The organism is Mycobacterium attenuatum, assembly GCF_900566085.1.
GTDB classification, from domain to species: domain Bacteria; phylum Actinomycetota; class Actinomycetes; order Mycobacteriales; family Mycobacteriaceae; genus Mycobacterium; species Mycobacterium attenuatum.
Genome location: NZ_UPHT01000181.1, coordinates 1 through 15,656, shown reverse-complemented (window position 1 = coordinate 15,656; position 15,656 = coordinate 1). Strand labels below are relative to the sequence as shown.

General features: G+C 62.1%; 10 protein-coding genes and 5 pseudogenes. 12 read left to right on the top strand and 3 right to left on the bottom strand.

Going from position 1 to position 15,656, the window contains the following annotated elements:
- Positions 1-3,366, bottom strand: a 3,366-nt coding sequence (gene mobF, locus EET13_RS28885; protein ID WP_168991348.1) for a MobF family relaxase, incomplete at its 3' end; no start/stop codon positions are given.
- Between the two features lie 315 nt (positions 3,367-3,681).
- Between mobF and EET13_RS28880 the strand changes: the two genes are divergently transcribed.
- From EET13_RS28880 to EET13_RS28840, 11 genes and pseudogenes are all read left to right on the top strand, one after another.
- Positions 3,682-4,158, top strand: coding sequence for a hypothetical protein (locus tag EET13_RS28880; protein WP_136623299.1), 477 nt, complete (start codon positions 3,682-3,684; stop codon positions 4,156-4,158).
- Between the two features lie 236 nt (positions 4,159-4,394).
- Complete coding sequence (locus EET13_RS28875; protein WP_122445451.1) at positions 4,395-5,234, top strand: tyrosine-type recombinase/integrase; 840 nt, start codon at positions 4,395-4,397, stop codon at positions 5,232-5,234.
- A 259-nt stretch (positions 5,235-5,493) separates the two neighbouring features.
- Positions 5,494-5,763, top strand: coding sequence for a hypothetical protein (locus EET13_RS32660; protein ID WP_342212322.1), 270 nt, complete (start codon positions 5,494-5,496; stop codon positions 5,761-5,763).
- Entirely contained in the window at positions 5,732-7,126 is a 1,395-nt protein-coding gene (locus EET13_RS28870; RefSeq protein ID WP_342212321.1) for a Mu transposase domain-containing protein, read from the top strand. Before EET13_RS32660 ends, EET13_RS28870 begins: the two co-directional genes overlap by 32 nt.
- Positions 7,126-7,299, top strand: a complete 174-nt coding sequence (locus EET13_RS28865; protein WP_211189159.1) for a hypothetical protein — start codon at positions 7,126-7,128, stop codon at positions 7,297-7,299. Before EET13_RS28870 ends, EET13_RS28865 begins: the two co-directional genes overlap by 1 nt.
- A 137-nt stretch (positions 7,300-7,436) precedes the next feature.
- Positions 7,437-8,301, top strand: a pseudogene (locus EET13_RS28860) (IS701 family transposase); the annotation flags it as partial.
- 310 nt (positions 8,302-8,611) lie between these two features.
- A pseudogene (locus EET13_RS28855) lies at positions 8,612-8,873 on the top strand (transposase); the annotation flags it as partial.
- A gap of 55 nt (positions 8,874-8,928) precedes the next feature.
- Complete coding sequence (locus EET13_RS32105) at positions 8,929-9,636, top strand: helix-turn-helix domain-containing protein (RefSeq protein WP_244604175.1); 708 nt, start codon at positions 8,929-8,931, stop codon at positions 9,634-9,636.
- A gap of 41 nt (positions 9,637-9,677) precedes the next feature.
- Positions 9,678-10,160, top strand: coding sequence for a hypothetical protein (locus EET13_RS28845; RefSeq protein WP_122445450.1), 483 nt, complete (start codon positions 9,678-9,680; stop codon positions 10,158-10,160).
- Positions 10,157-11,350 carry a DUF6545 domain-containing protein gene (locus tag EET13_RS30035; protein ID WP_136623298.1) on the top strand — a complete coding sequence of 398 codons (1,194 nt, stop codon included), beginning with the start codon at positions 10,157-10,159 and terminating at the stop codon, positions 11,348-11,350. Before EET13_RS28845 ends, EET13_RS30035 begins: the two co-directional genes overlap by 4 nt.
- Positions 11,347-12,780: a cytochrome P450 gene (locus EET13_RS28840; protein WP_122445449.1), complete on the top strand. Its 1,434-nt coding sequence runs from the start codon at positions 11,347-11,349 to the stop codon at positions 12,778-12,780. Before EET13_RS30035 ends, EET13_RS28840 begins: the two co-directional genes overlap by 4 nt.
- A 69-nt stretch (positions 12,781-12,849) precedes the next feature.
- Here EET13_RS28840 and EET13_RS28835 read toward each other — a convergent pair.
- Positions 12,850-13,155: pseudogene (locus EET13_RS28835) on the bottom strand (IS256 family transposase); the annotation flags it as partial.
- Positions 13,156-13,265: 110 nt separating this feature from the next.
- Between EET13_RS28835 and EET13_RS28830 the strand changes: the two are divergent.
- A pseudogene (locus tag EET13_RS28830) lies at positions 13,266-14,779 on the top strand (IS1634 family transposase).
- Between the two features lie 408 nt (positions 14,780-15,187).
- Here the strand turns inward: EET13_RS28830 and EET13_RS28825 are convergent.
- Positions 15,188-15,529 (bottom strand): annotated as a pseudogene (locus tag EET13_RS28825) (transposase); the annotation flags it as partial.
- Positions 15,530-15,656: the final 127 nt, after the last annotated feature.

Genomic DNA, 15,656 nt, shown 5'->3' with positions numbered 1-15,656 from the left:
GATGTGGGGCAGCCATTGCAGCGGTCCGGGGGGTTGGGGGTCGGCGGCTTCGAGGCGCCAGTGCAATACGGCGGCCACCAGCTCGGCGCTGCGTAGTTCGCGGCGGTTGACCGCGGCTTCGAATTTGCTCAGGGCGATCGATACGGAGTTGGCATCGAGTGCTATGGAAGCGAGGCGGGCGCGCAGCGCGGGCCAGGCCGGGCAGTCGGTGACGTCGGGGCTTGCGGCCTCGGCGCCGTCGTCGATGGCTTTCATGGCGTCGGCGCCGAGGGCGCGTTCGACTAGGGCGCTGATCGCGTCGTAGTACATGTCGGCGGCTGGCCCGAGACGGGCGATTGGGTCGCGGGCAAGACGCTCGGCGGTGGTGGCCGAGACCTGGGCGCCGTCGCGGGCCAGCGCGGTGGAGAGAACTTCGACCGCGGTCTCGGGGTGGGTGGCTTTGGTGGAGTTGATTTTGTGGGGGTCTTGCTCGCTGGTGGACAGGTAGATGTGGTTTTCGGCGCGGCCGCGGGTCAGCGCGACGTAGAGCAGTTGGCGGGTCAGGGTGGCTGCACCGACGATGTGGCAGGCGAACTTGGCGGTGAGGCCTTGGGCGAGGTCGACGGTGGAGGCGTAGCCGAGGGTGACGTGTTCGGCGACGTAATCGGAGGGCAAGGTGATGCGCTTGCCGGTGGCCAGGTGGGTGGCGATCAGCGAGCCGTCTGCGCGTACCCGGTTGATCCGATACCGGTAGCCGTTGCGGACGAAATCACCGCGTCCTAATACCAGCCAGCGATTGTTGTTTCGGCTGCGGATGATGTCGCCGGCGCTGGCGGCGAGCCCGTCGGCGAGGGTCACCTCGCGGCCGATGCGGGTGACGTTTTCATCTGCGAGGCGGTCGCGGCGAGCGCGGGCGTTGAGTTCGTTGACCATTGGGTTGGTGGGGGCCAGCAGTAGGCTGTCGTGTCCGGCCAGGGTGTCAGCACGCCAGGCGGTGTAGGCCATGTCGGCGGCGGTGTCATCCGAGCCGACATGGACGCGGCGGTGGTCGATGTAGTAGCCCAGCCCGGTGGGGTCGCCGGCACGCAGCGCCAGGGTGGCGGCGGCTTCGGACTTGGAGTGAAACCGCACTAATTCCGACAGGGTGAGTGCGCCGGTTTCTTCGGCGATATCGCGCACGATCCCGCCCGCGGAGATCGAGGCGATCTGCCCGTCGTCGCCGACGAGACCTATGCAGGCGCCCTTTGATTTGGCGTGGCTGATCACCGCGTCGAGTTCGAGGGTGCCGGCCTTGCCGACCTCGTCGATGATCACCATGGTGTCGGCGTTGATGCGGCGGAACCATGCGGGGACCGCGCCGGGACCGCCGTTGGCGGTGTGGACGTATTTGGCAAGGGTGTCGGTAGGCGCGGCCAGGTCGCCGCCGAGTTCGATGGCAGCTGAAGCGTTGGGGGCCAAGCCGATGACGGTGCCGCCGGAGGAGCGCCACGCATGGGCTAGGGCGGCCATCGCGGTGGTCTTGCCTGAGCCGGCGGGAGCGAGCGCCAGGGTGACTTTTCGTCCGCCGGCGGCCATTTCGTCGACGAGCGCGATTTGGCCGGCGTTGAGGGGTTTGCCTCGTGCGGCTGAGTCTTGGATCGCTAAGTCGATGTCGAGGCGGCTGGTGAGGCGGGCGCCGCGGGCACGAGCTGCAGCCAGTATGCGCTTCTCGGCGTCCTGGATTTTTTGGGAGGTGTATTGGGCGCTGCCGTGGCGTCGGTACACGCTGGTTCCGTCGCGGCGGCGCAGCGCCGCGGGTTCGCCAAGGTCGTCGTCATCGATGCGGGCGTGCGGCAGCGACAGCGAGTCGGACAGGGCGGCGGCGGTGATGCGATCGGCTAAGTCTGCGGGCGCGTGCGCGGCGTATCCGCGGGTGCGGATGTAGCGTTGGGCTTCGGCCAGCACGTGGTGGCGGTACCAGCTTGCGCGGTCTTCTTCGATAACGCCTATCACCGCCTTGGCGGCGTTATTGACCCAGTTTTCGTCGACGGCGGCCAGGCGTTGGGCTTTGGCGGCGCCGACGTTGTGAAACATTGCGGTCAGGCCGCGATGCCCTAGTAGTTCGATGGCTTGGGTCCGCCACGTGGCGCGTTGTTCGCCGACCGCCCGGGACTCGTGCTTGGCTTCCCGGGTCTCCAACGTGGCCTGTTGAGAGAGGTCGACAAGCTCGAGCGCGGTGGGTTCGCGGCCGTGTTCATGTTGGAATTGTTTGGCCAGCGCGGCGGTGCGCGCCTCGATCTCGGCGCGCCGCGAGGACCACAGCGCGAGCAGTTCTTGTGGTACGCCGACGACTTCGCGTACCGGGCGTTTGCCGCGTTCGGGAGGCTTTATTTCAGCGAACACCCACGCCAGTCGGGAGCTGAGGTGGTGTTCGATTCGGGTGTTGTAGAGCTCGGAGGCGGCCACCGTGAGCCGGTGCAGCGGTTGGGCGTCTAGGGCGCGCCAGCGTCGCACACCGTTGCGGTCGATGGTGGCGACTTTGGCCGAGACGACGAGGTGGGTGTGTAGGTCGGGGTCGCCGGCGCGCGAGTCTCGGTGTGTCCATGCGGTAAAGATCAGACCCTCGGCGTCGACCTGGGCGATGCCGTTGGAGCCGAGTCGGGTCAGCGCGGCCGAGTCCTCGAAAAACGCTCGCACGTCGGCGACCGCGGCATCGTGGCATTCCTCGATGATCTGCGCGGTGGGCACTGGCGCCAGCGCCCACATGGCGCTGACCGATTTCACTGGTGAGCAGGTCAGATCGAACGCGGACACCGCGGTGCGCGCGGGGCGGTTGCGGCGCGCAATGAAGCCCGACAGCTCGCGATCGTCGCCGGGTGGGCGGCCGAATTCTTCGGCGAACCAGGCGCGGGCGAGCTCGGTTTTGATCCTGGCTTTGACCGCGGGATCCAGTTTGGCTCGGGGTGGTTGTCCGGCGGCGATGTTGTGCTGGCGGTAGGCCTCGGCTAAGGCGTCAACGAACGGAGGGTTGGTGTAGATGGGGAATTTGGCGCCCAGTCTGGTGGCCTTGATCGCCTGCTGGTGGCCCAAGCCCTGGCGGGTTAGGTGTTTGGTGATCTCAGTTGCGTTGGGGTGCAACCCTTCTCCGTAGAGGGCTTTCATTTGGTCTTCGGTGACCTGGGTGCCTTCGGTGATCGCCCACAGCTGGGCCAGGGTGCTGGTGGGTGGTTTGCGCAGCCCCGCGGGGTCGGATAGGGCTGTCAGTCCGCGGCCATACCAGCGGCCGGGGGCTTCGCCTTTGACGGAGTAGTAGTCGGCCAGGCTGCTGCGGCCGCGATGGGTCGCATCGGCGGCCGCGACTTGGCGCACCAGGTACAGGTAGCCGTCCCCGGCGCTGATCTTGTGCATGCTCACCGTCACGGCGTTGACGCCCTCACATGGCCGCACCGTAAAAACTCGACCGCTCGGCAGCCCCGCACCCAAGCCGGGCTCTTAGCGTTTTCTTAGCCAAGATGCAAGAGGTGTGTTCGGCGGCGAGGCGGTAGGCGAGACGAGGGAAGGGTGGCTGCTGCTGGTTGGTGGTGGCCGGGTAGGCCGGAGGGCAGCGGGAACGGGTCAGCAGCGGTGCCGGTTGGTCTGTGGTGGGCCGAAACGGGTGTGGGGGAAGAAATCTGGTGGTGGATGGTGGGCACGCCGGCCGGGACGGCGCTACGGTCTGCTCACATGACGAACCGGAAGACACTGGAGCAGGCGCGCCGGCAAGCCCGCGAACGGCTAGCGAAGGCCCAGCAGGAGCGCGCCGAGCGTGAGGGCAAATCTGTTGATGACGCTGCCGAGGTGATGCGCGCACGCACTAGGGTGGGCGAAGTTGATGAGTGGGAATCGGAGCGGGTTGGCGCCGTGGCGGTGGAAGCCGATCGCAAACGGGCGGAGCATCACAAGACCGCAGCGGCAGCCGTTGCACGGATGCGAGCACGCGGTGATTCGATCAAGACCATCGCACTGCTCGCCGATATGTCCGAAAGTCAAGTGCGCAAATACCTTCGACCCAACCACGACAGTCCGGCGGCGCCGGCGGACGAATCGAGCGCCGATGAGCACCGCGCATCACCACCGTCGCCGAGGGGCGCTGCTTCCGTCGACAGCGAACCGCCAGCGCCGTCGCATGCGGCCGCGCTGACGACAGCGCGCAGTGCATGACAGCACCGCGGGTATTGTGGGTCGACCCGGTCGTGTACGGCCGCGAGTGTGCGCGCTTTGACGCCGGGGTAGTGCGAGGGCCGAACGCAGCTGACTGCGACATCTGGGTAAGAGCAATCGGCAAGGACGGATACGGTCGCGACTGAGCGGAGTTGCATCTGCTGAGGCTTTGCGCCGCTTGCCGATAACGGTGCGCAGCAACCAATGCGTGTCTCGGCTTCGATCCTGACACGACGATGACGCTGGCGAAGCTGCAGTCTGATACCGTCTCTTCGCGATTGCGTTTGGTGCGCCGCGTTGTCGAGTTCTGCAACGAGTATCCGTGGCAGTGGGAAGCCGAGGACATCGAAGCGTTCATCAACGCGTGCCGTACGCAGGACCAACCGATCGTGGTGACGACCGCGCGGTTGTACGAGACGACGTTGCGGATGTTCCTGGACTACGTGACTGATTCCCGCTACGGCTGGTCGGCGGAATGCCTGGAACGGTTCGGGGTGGCACCGCGTCAGGTGCTGCACGAGTGGAACACCATCGTGCACGTCAGCGAGTACGAAGGAGACGCGCGGCGGCGGCCGTTGACCTACGACGAAGTGCAGGCGTTGTTCGACGCGGCCGACGGGCTCGCCGAGGAGATTCGTGCACGCGGCCGCAAGGGATCGTTGGGGGCGATGCGGGACGCGTCATTGCTCAAGACGATTTATGCGTTTGGATTGAGGCGCAGGGAGGCCTGGGGCCTCGATCTGGCGGACCTGCGACACAATCCGAAGATCCCGTCGTTCGGCAGGTATGGCGGCTTGTTCGTCCGGTGGGGCAAGTCATCGCGGGGCGGCGCGCCCAAGCGTCGCACCGTGTTAACTGTGCCGGAGATGGATTGGGTTGTACCCGTGCTCGAACAGTGGCGCGAGGAGGTTCGTCTGGCCTTCGGCGCTCGAGCCCAATCGGCGCTGTGGGTGACCGAACGCGCAAGTCGCCTGTCGCGGCGCAGCATCAACGACGCGTTTGTGCGCGCTCGAGACGCAGCGAAACTCGATCCCTGCCTGGACCTGCACTGCTTACGTCACTTTGTCCCTGCTTAGTTCCCGTGTTGCGATTAGCTCGAAAAGGGCAGGCGACACGCGCGTTTGGTTGTTGCATGATGGCGTGTGGCGTTTCTACTGTGACCGCTCGTGATCATTGTCGACCGCCACGGTGATGGGACCGGTTTGAGCAGGGTTTAGCCACGGTCATGGGACCACCCGTTTGCCAGTGATGGGACCACCCGCGTGTCGCGTCGGGGGTTGCTCGATTACTGGGTCGGATCACCTTCACGTCAATCGATGTGAAGGAGTCCGCTTTGTGTATCGGGAGGTTTCCGTGATCGAGGTGCGCGAGATGTTGCGGGTGTGGATGTTGGGCGCTGGGCTGGGCCGGGTGGGTGCTGTGGCCGGGGTGGATCGCAAGACCGCTCGCCGCTATAGAGATGCGGCGGTGGCGGCGGGGTTGGATCGTGACGGCAACACTGATCAGCTCACCGATGAGTTGATCGGGCAAGATGGTGGAGGCGGTGCGCCCGGACCGGCCGAACGGGCGTGGTATGGCGTGGGATTTGTTGTGCGACAACCATGATCGGATCGCCGAGTGGGTCGATAAGGGTTTGAGCGTGGTCAAGATCGCCGATCTGCTGGCGCGCGAGGGGGTGATGGTGCCCCAGCGCACCTTGCACCGTTATTGCGTTGAGCGCACCGGGTATCGGGGCCGGGGGGATACGGTGCCGGTGGCCGACGGGGATCCAGGGGTGGAGTGTCAGATCGATTTCGCCCGGATGGGGATGATTTTCGATGCGGCGGCTGGGCGGCCGCGGGTGGCGCATGCGTTGATCTTCACCGCGGTCTATTCGCGGCACATGTTCGTGTGGTTGACGTTCTCCCAGACGTTGGAGGCGATCCTCGCCGGCTGCGAGGCAGCCTGGGCATTTTTCGGTGGTGTCTTTAAGGGTTTGATCCCCGACAACATGAAACCGATTGTGGCCCAGGCTGATGCGACAAACCCACGATTCACTGTGGGGTGGTTGGAGTACGCCCAGGCCCGCGGCTTTGTTACCGACCCGGCCCGCGTTGGTTCGCCCCAAGACAAACCCCGGGTCGAAAGGATAGTGCAATACGTACGCGGAAACTTCTTCGCCGGTGAGGAATTCGTGGATTTGGCCGACGCCCAAGCCCGCGCCCAAACCTGGTGCGCCGATAAAGCCGGGCTACGTATCCATGGCACCACCTGCGCCCAGCCGGCGGTGGTGTTCGCCCAGAGTGAGGCTGCTGTGTTGTTGCCCGCGCCCACCGCGGCCTACCAGCTGCCTATCTACGCGCAAGTCAAAGTCCACCGCGACTACCACGTCCAGATCAAAAGTGCCCTCTATTCGATACCCGAACACCTTCGCGGGCAAACACTTTGGGTCCGCGCCGATGCTGAGCTGGTCAAAATGTATCACCGCGGCCAGCTGGTCAAAACCCATCCCCGCCAACCGGCGGGCGGGCGCTCGACCGACCCGGGGGATCTACCCGTCGAAAAGACCGCCTACGCCATGCGGGATCTGACCCGACTCATCGCCACCGCCGCCGGCCATGGACCCGACATCGCCATCTACGCCGAGCGCCTGCTCGACCATGAGCTGCCCTGGACCAAGATGCGCCAGGTCTATCGGATGTTGGGCCTGGTCAAACGCTACGGCGCCACACCGGTCAACACCGCCTGCGGACGCGCTTTGGAACTCGATGTCATCTCGGTGACCAAGATCGCAGCCATGCTGGAAAAAGCCACCGAAAAGGCCCCCAGCGAGGCGCCACGGGCGGCTTCGGGGCTGGCCCCGGCCCGCTTTGCCCGAGACCCGCGCGAATACCGCACTGGCCCATCTAGGCCCAAGCCGGACTGGATGAGCGTCATCGACGGCGGCGTCGCGGTCACCGGCCACCACAACGAGCAGGAGGGGCTGTGATGACCAAACCAACCAAACCCATTGTCACCGATCCCATCTCGGCTGACCTCAAACGTGTGATGCGCCAACTCAAACTCGGACCCATGCTCGACACCCTGCCCGAACGGCTCGTCTTGGCCCGCCAACAACACCTCTCCCATGCGGCATTTCTCGAGCATGGTGCTCGCCGATGAGGCCACCCGCCGCGACACCAGCTCAGCGGCCCGGCGCGCCCGCGACTCCGGCCTAGACGCCGCCATGCGCCTAGTAGTACTTTGTTAGGTTGGTGTTTCGCAACGGTTTTCGGTGTCATCTCTGGGAGAATCGGGGGGTGGATGCAGCAAGTCTTGTACGTGTCAACGCGCAGTTGGATTCCTTTGTTAGCGAGTTGTTTTCATCTTTAGCGCGCAAGGATCGGCAGGCGACGGCGGGGCTGTATATGCGGGGGCTGATGCTGGACGGCCGACGCAAGTCGATGCAGCCGATGGCGCAGCGACTGCGGGTGGATCACCAGCGGTTGCAGCAGTTCGTGACCAGTTCGCCGTGGGACGTGGAGCCGGTCCGTAAGACGCTGTCCCGCAAGGCATGCTCCTTGATCGAACCGGATGCATGGGTGATCGACGACACTGGGTTCGTCAAGGATGGGGATTCCTCGGCGTGCGTGGCACGGCAGTATTCAGCAACGCTGGGCAAGGTCGGCAACTGTCAGGTCGCGGTCAGCGTGCACGCCGCCTGCGATGCGGCCTCCGCGCCGCTGGATTCGCGACTGTATGTGCCCGAACGCTGGGACGAGCAGTGCGCCCACGAGCCTGCTGAGGCGGCCGCGGTCGCGGTCCGCCGTAAGCGGTGCGCGCTTCCTGACACCGAGCATCACCGGCCGAAATGGCAGATGGCTCTGGAGATGATCGACGAGTTGATCAAATGGGGCCCCACCCCGCCCGTGGTGACCGCGGACGCCGGATACGGAGACACCACCGCATTCCGCCAGGGGCTAACCGAGCGTGAGATCGGCTACGTCGTGGCAGTCAAGGGCGCCACCAGCGCCTATCCTGGTGACGCAATGCCCGAGACCGCCCCCTACGCCGGACGCGGGCGACCCCCGACCCCGCGTTACCGCGATCCGCACCAGTCCTGCCGAGACCTGGCCGTTGCCGCCGGACCCGCTGCCCTAAACCGAAGTTACGTGGTGTCACGGTGACGAAGACCAATGCTGATCTGGGCGAACGCTTTAGCGCATGGTGCGATGTTCTGGCTACATAGCCCATCACCGCCACGTGGTATGCGGCATGTGGGTGAGCGTCGGTTGCGATCAACAGATATCACGCAGCGCCTGCGGTCAGAACTTCTGGCTACGAATTTCGGCCATGTTCCGGATAATCTCCTGGTAGAGCATCATTTTTGGGCGACGCGCCGACGTAACTTCGGCCTAATCAGTCACCGACACGATCCGAATCGGTCACACCAGACCCCCATCAAGTCGGAAGAACCCCTTTAGGTGCGAGAACAGGGAGAGTGGTCAACATGCACGCCTTAATCCCGGTCGGGGTCAAGGGCGAGGGCTACCGCGCGAACCTCGGCCCGGACGTAACCACCGCCGAGGATTGCGTGGGGCTCGCTGACGTCTTCGCGATCACTGACCGCCCGCAGTCCGTCCGGGGTGGGGCTGGTCACCAGCGACGCTGACGCCGGACTCATATCGGCAATCGAGGCTACGCTACCCGGAGCCTCCTGGCAGCGGTCATCCACTTCGCCACCAACCTCATGGCCATCCCTCAAGAACTCGCGGCTTTTGTTTGCTAAAAGGTTGTGACATCCTTGGCTCTGTGGAGCATCAGCCGCAACCTCAATGGGAGCGCCTCGGCAACGAAGTTGTCGCGCGCAGGAGACGCTATGGCTGGTCGCAGGCCACGGTCACTACCCAAGGCGGCCCATCCGACACCCTTCAAACACATATTGAACAAGGAAAATGGCGTCCATCCCGTGGCGTTGACGAGACCCTGCGAAAAATCGACACCGGCATGCAGTGGGAACCCGGAACCGCCTCACGAATCCTTAGCGGGGGTTCACTTACCCACGAGGTGGCATCCAACACCCCTGTCGTGGCCGTGTCACCCAACCTAGCGGCAAGACTAAACAAACTGTTCGAAGTCATGCACAAGAAATCCGATCCACCACTGTCGAACGAAGCCGCCGCTGAGGCGATCACGCGCCAAACAGGTATCCCGATCAGCCCGGCTTATCTCTGGGAGCTACGGAACGGGGTACAGGAGACCAACCCCACAGTTCAGCAGTTACGGTCGATCGCAACGTTTTTTGGCGCACCAGAGTCCTATCTGATCGAAGACGATCCCGATCCGTCGATCGACGTGCGGCTTAGTGTCATCCGAGCAATGCGGGACGCCGATGTACGCGACCTGGCGATGCGCGCCTCAGGGCTGACGCCTGAGGCGCTCGCCAACTTGGCGGCGATCATCGACCATATACGCGAGCTAGAGCATCTACCTCCCATTACGCCTAAGGGCCAGTCTTAGTGGCAATCCCTAATACTGAACTACTCGCGTTGGCTCGCAAGATGCCCATTCCGGTGCCCTGGGACCGAAACGTCTTTGTGGAGAATGTTGCTCAGATGCGCGGCAAACCGATCACACTGGTTCCGGCCGACAAAACCAAGATAAGTGCGCTAGCCGCGCTGACGGACCTGGACTGCCCATGTGGCCTATGGCTTTTGCGCGACCACGACGACATCATCGTGCACGAAGCCGGGACAACTGAGTACCACATCGATCAGATCGTGTGTCACGAGATTGCACATATGCAGCTCGGTCACCGGAGCAGCTCTCGGCAGCTTCACGCCGACTCACATCTAGCAAGCGAATCTTTTCGCGACCTGCTACCTGGTTTCGACCTAGGAGTCATACGCGCTGTGCTAGGACGAACCAGCGGCAATGACCAAGAACGTGATGCAGAAATGTTCGCATCGATGGTGATGTTCGCTGCTGACGAAGCTGGCGCACAGACCTCGATGCTCCGCAGCACATTCTTCCGACGCTCATGAGCTATTCAGCTCCAGATATTATTGAGTGGCCCTTAGCGATTTTTATGACGATCGTTGTAGCCGGACGTTACCGACGGTGCAACGCCAATCTTTTCAGCTTCTACTACAATAATTTCCTTGCTTCCATGCTGCTAGCGGTACTGCTGCGCATACCGAACGTAGAAGATGTTCTATCTAAAAGCGCATTTATAGCGCCTGCTACCGCTCAACAATTATCTTTAGTCTCGGCGATTATTGGATGTACGGAATTAATTGGCTTCAATTTTCTATGGTCGCAGCTCCCGCTGAACGATGTGCGTTACCGGATGCGACGCTATCGTGTGGCCGCGGCCATTTTGTCCTTAGCATTTTTGAGTGCAGGAAGTCACGCCCGCATCGCCGGTAAGACACTTGAACAAGCCGGCGGCTGGGACGAAGTCGTAGCATGGGGATGCTACCTGACAATGGTATTCATTATGTGTGGGAAACTGTTTAAATTGTGCGTTTCGGAGCTGAAGAAAACCGCTCTTGCTGCTCATGAATTCGTAACCCTCGTAGGGATGCTAATAGCATCCGGATCCGTTATTGTGGTGGGTACTCAATGGTTCGTTTTGCCGCTGTTTGACAGGCTCGGTTGGACGGACACAGCCGACTACCGGCTGATGACAAACCGCATAATTTGTTTCTTCATTCCAGTCGTGGTTTCTGCGCTCGGTGCAATACCTTTGGGAATATTAGTACTTACCAAATTTGGGCTGGACTCGACCAGCCGCACCTGGAAGAAATTACAGCCGGTGCGAGCATCCCTCACCGCTGCCGTTCCGAGCAGTATTTTCTATACTGATGTAGTCGACGGGGGTGGACCAAGAAACAATATGCTGCAACTGCAGCATACAGTTATCGAATTGCGGGATGCCATCTGGCGCCTGCAACCGTATTGCCCTAATATAGCGCCAGACGATCTGCGCGAGTTTCTTGAATCCTATTCCGTCCCTCCCCGCGAACATACTGCCGCCATCTCCGCCTTGCGCGTTTCCCGCGCCGTCAAAGCTAAGACGGTCGGCGCCACTCCGGCATCGACCGAAGCGGAAAAGGAGCCACCACCTCGAGCGACAACTCTCGACGAAGAAATCGCCAATTTATTGGGGCTCGCGAAATGGTGGGAACTAGCTTGCGCAGCCAACGACACGAAAGAGTCCCTGCCAATATGACCCCGCACATCTCAACCCCGATCCCACATCCGCGATTTCGCCTCCCGATTCTCGGCGACGTCCTCACAATCGACCGTGAAAAATTCAGTCAGTGGGGCAACACTCAATTCCGCGAACTCAACACCGGAATCATCGAACTGCTCGCCGGAAAGATACGCATCGTCGGCCTTGCCGACGCTGCCCTCATTGAAGAGGTCAACGACGAAATCCGTTGGGAAAAAAAGATCGGACCCTCGCTCAACAACCTGCGCGCGCTCATTGGCGATGGCCTGTTCACCGCCCATAACGACGAACCTAATTGGCTCAAGGCGCACAACATTTTGATGCCAGCCTTCACCAGAGCCTCGATGCGCTGTTATCACGACACTATGGCGGCAACTGCAGCAGAACTCGTCGGGGCCTGGAAAGCCAACACCACGGACGAAATGTGGATAGACATTCCCGCCGAAGCCAACAGGCTCACCATCGAAATGATCGGCCGCGCCGGCGTAGGCTACTCCTTCGGAAAGCTCACCGAGCCCGGCGAAAACCCGCTCATCGCTGCCATCCAACGTGAACTCCACTACGCTCGCTTTGTCCGCCGTATCCCTGGCTATGAAACGCTGTTCGGACGAAAACGCAAATACCAACACGACGCCGACCTCAGATATGCCCGCTCACGGGTGGCCGACATCATCGAAGCCCGGCGCCTTAACCTCACGCCAGAACCGGGCAACGACATGCTCGACATCATGCTGCACAGCGTCGACCGCGCCAGCGGCGACCGACTCGACAACGACAACATCATCAACCAGATCATGACGCTGCTGATTGCTGGCAGCGAAACGTCTGCCAACACAATCGCTTTCGCTCTGCATTTCCTATCCATCTATCCCGATGTCGCAGCACGTGCCCGCTGCGAGGTTGACAAACTCTGGCCCGACCCAACTGCGCCCAACATCGACTTCGACGATGTCCCCAAACTAAGGTATCTGCGCCGTGTCATCGATGAAACGCTACGGCTGTGGCCCGTAGCGCCCGGCTATAGCCGTCAGGCCCGCCAAGACACCAGCATCGGCAACGGGAAATACCACTTCCGTACCGGGGACTTCGTGATTGTCTTTCTTCTCGCCGCCCACCGCTCCGACGCTTGGGGTCCTGACGCAGACGAGTTCAACCCCGACCGCTTCCTGCCCGAAAACCTGCGCAAACTCCCACCACACACTTACAAGCCGTTCGGAACCGGTCCCCGCGCTTGCATCGGCCGCCAGTTCGCGTTTCATGAGATTCTTTTGACGTTGGCGGCGGTACTGCACCACTTCGATTTGGAACCTTCCCCCGGGTACCATCTCTCGGTGTCTGAGCCCCTGACCCTCAAACCAGCCGGCTTCCAGCTACGTTTGCACCAACGCCGCTCACATGAGGGCGCAAACAACTCCCTAGGCTCGTAATCCCGGCGGGCAGTGCCTCCGAGCATGTCCCGAGTCGCGTGGATTTTCGGTGACGATCCACGGTGAACTCTATGCGGCGGCACCGACAGATTCGGTGTCGGGGTTGGCGTGTCGACGCAGGGCGTCGACGAGCTGGGGCATCTGCTTGTAGCCCTTGATGCGGCGGAAGGATCGCTCGGCGTTGAGCATGCCGGCCGCGGTCCAGCGCAGAACCATCTGCCCGTCGCGCCAGCGGGTGACGTTACGGTTGGTCGTTTGGGTTATCGAGATCATCGACTCGATCGGGTTGCTGGTGGTGAGGGTCTTGGCCAGGCGCCCGTCGATGCCGAGCCGGATGACGGTGAACATTTCCTCCAGGCCTTCACGCAGTGACCCGACTTGGGCCAACTTTTTGTTTAGCTGGGTTTAGCAACCCTGTGATCTGCGGTTTTTGTTGGCTTTGGGGCTGAATGTGTGCACTAAGCGGTTGGTCGTAGGGTGCGGCGGTGGCCTATGTGCGGACCGTGAAGACCAGCTCGGGGGCCACGGCGGTGCAGATCGTGTGGTCGTCGCGGCGGGGATCGCGATCGATCGAGCATTTGGGGTCGGCTCATGATGTCGAGCAGTTAGAGGCATTGAAGACGGCTGCTGCCACGCGGTTGTCGCAGGGGCAGCAGACGCTGGATTTCGATGTAGGCGCCGCGCCGGGTCCTGGTGAACCGTTGCAGATCGTGGGTTCGCGGGCCGCGTATTTGTGGGACGCGTTGTGTCATAGCTACCGGGCGCTGGGGTTTGATTGGGTGCTCGACGGTGATGAGGTACTGCGGGATCTGGTGTGTGCGCGGATCATTGAGCCGACCAGTAAGTCCGATTCGCTGCGGGTACTCGCTGAGACTGGGGTCGGTTCGGCCTCTTATCGCACCATCAAGCGGCGTCTGCCTAGGATTGCTGAACCTGTTGTGCGCCAAGCGTTATCGGCAGCGTGTGCGAAGCACGCCGCTCTGGGTCCGGCCACCTTGGTGTTGTATGACGTGACGACGCTGTACTTCGAAACCGACACCGCCGACGGGTTTCGTGAGCCCGGATTCTCCAAAGAACGCCGCCTGGAACCGCAGATCACCGTTGGGTTGCTCACCGACGCGTCGGGGTTCCCATTGACGGTCGAAGCGTTCGAGGGCAACAAGGCTGAGACCGCCACGATGCTGCCGGTGATCAATGCATTCAAGAAGGCCCACCACCTGTCCAACGTCACGGTGGTCGCCGATGCCGGGATGATCTCCGAGGCCAACCAGATCGACATCGCCGCAGCCGGATTGACCTACATCCTGGGCGCCCGGCTCCCGTTCCTGCCCGATGTGGTGCGCGAGTGGCACGACAAGCATCCGGACGAGGCCATCCCGGACGAGCTGATCCTGACCCAGCCGTGGCCGGCCACCGGCCGGGAAAAGACCCGAGGCATCCCGGATCGGGTGACGTTCTACCAGTACCGGGCAGATCGGGCCCGGCGCACCCTGCGCGGCATCGATGAGCAGATCGCCAAAGCCCAGAAAGCGGTCGACGGGAAAGCCCCGGTCAAACGCAACCGGTTCATCACCTTGACCGGGGAAACCAAGGCGATCGACCGGGATCTAGAGGCCAAGGCCCGCGCCCTGGCCGGTTGGAAAGGGTACACCACCAACCTCGTCGGAAAGACCCCTGAGTTCGTGATCGGCGCCTACCACCACTTGTGGCGTATCGAGAAGGCCTTCCGAATGTCCAAGCACGATCTGCAGGCTCGCCCGATTACCACCACAAACGGGAATCTATCGACGCTCACCTGAGCATCGTGTTCGCTGCGATGGCCCTCACACACTGGATCGAGCACCGAACCGGTTGGAGCATTAAGCAATTCGTTCGCACCTTACGCCGCTACCGCACGGTGCAGATCCGGGCCGGCAAGCACATACTGACCGCAGTCGACCCACTGCCCGACGACATCCGCGAAACTCTCGCCAAAATCGGCAGCCTCGATGCGCACTAACTTGGCCCAAGTCGGGAGGCCTTCACGCAGTGAGGCGGCCGGGCCCGGGTAGTTCTTATCCGGCTCTTCCGACTTGGCGGGGGTCTGGTGTGATCGACTCGGATCGTGTCGGTGACTGATTGAGGGCTCGCGCCCTTGTGAACTGGGTGTTCTTCACGCATCCAGATCACAGAAGGGCGCGAGCTTGTCCAACGGTAGTACCTTGCTACTCGGTCTTGAAGGCATCGTCGTCGACACGGTGTCTCGCAACGACGACGGCGTGCGGATAGTCACGGTGCACACCGCTGCCGAGTGTGTCGGCCGGTGCACGAAGTGCCACACACGGTCGCGCCGTTCACGCGGTTGGGTCATTACGAGCCTGTCACGAATTCTGTGTAAGTCAGAGATGATTTGAGTACGAGTTGTATTCTAGCACAACGGAATTCGTCCCGGAAACAGTCTGGACAGTGTGTTGAGCGCCACAGTCCAGTTGGGGGTTCCGGTGCCTGAATAGCCTCCTCTCTCGCTGGAGATGTTGCGTAGCCCGAGGTACAGCAACTTCATCGCGGCGTCCTTGTCGGGGAAATGACCCCGGTTCTTGGTGATCTTGCGCAGCTGGAAGTTGATCGACTCAATCGCGTTCGTGGTGTAGACGATCTTGCGCAACTCCACCGGATAATCCAGGAACGGCACGAATTCGGGCCAGGCATTGCGCCAGACGTCAATTGCGCCTGGGTACTGGGTGCCGAATTGCTGGTCGAACTCCTTAAGTGGGGTGCCCCGCGTTTCCCGGACTGGGAATTTCGTGTTCATTACGCTGCGAGCTGTGAATTCAGGTACTCGGTGCGCACCTCGTGCGGCGTCCGGTAGCCGAGTGCGGAATGAATTCGTTTATGAT

Excerpts from the sequence above, each read along its gene's own strand:
- EET13_RS28870 (WP_342212321.1), top strand. The coding sequence starts at position 5,732 with ATGGCGTGGGATTTGTTGTGCGACAACCATGATCGGATCGCCGAGTGG.
- EET13_RS28880 (WP_136623299.1), top strand. The coding sequence starts at position 3,682 with ATGACGAACCGGAAGACACTGGAGCAGGCGCGCCGGCAAGCCCGCGAA.
- EET13_RS28875 (WP_122445451.1), top strand. The coding sequence starts at position 4,395 with ATGACGCTGGCGAAGCTGCAGTCTGATACCGTCTCTTCGCGATTGCGT.
- EET13_RS28840 (WP_122445449.1), top strand. The coding sequence starts at position 11,347 with ATGACCCCGCACATCTCAACCCCGATCCCACATCCGCGATTTCGCCTC.
- EET13_RS28865 (WP_211189159.1), top strand. The coding sequence starts at position 7,126 with ATGACCAAACCAACCAAACCCATTGTCACCGATCCCATCTCGGCTGAC.
- EET13_RS28845 (WP_122445450.1), top strand. The coding sequence starts at position 9,678 with ATGCCCATTCCGGTGCCCTGGGACCGAAACGTCTTTGTGGAGAATGTT.
- EET13_RS30035 (WP_136623298.1), top strand. The coding sequence starts at position 10,157 with ATGAGCTATTCAGCTCCAGATATTATTGAGTGGCCCTTAGCGATTTTT.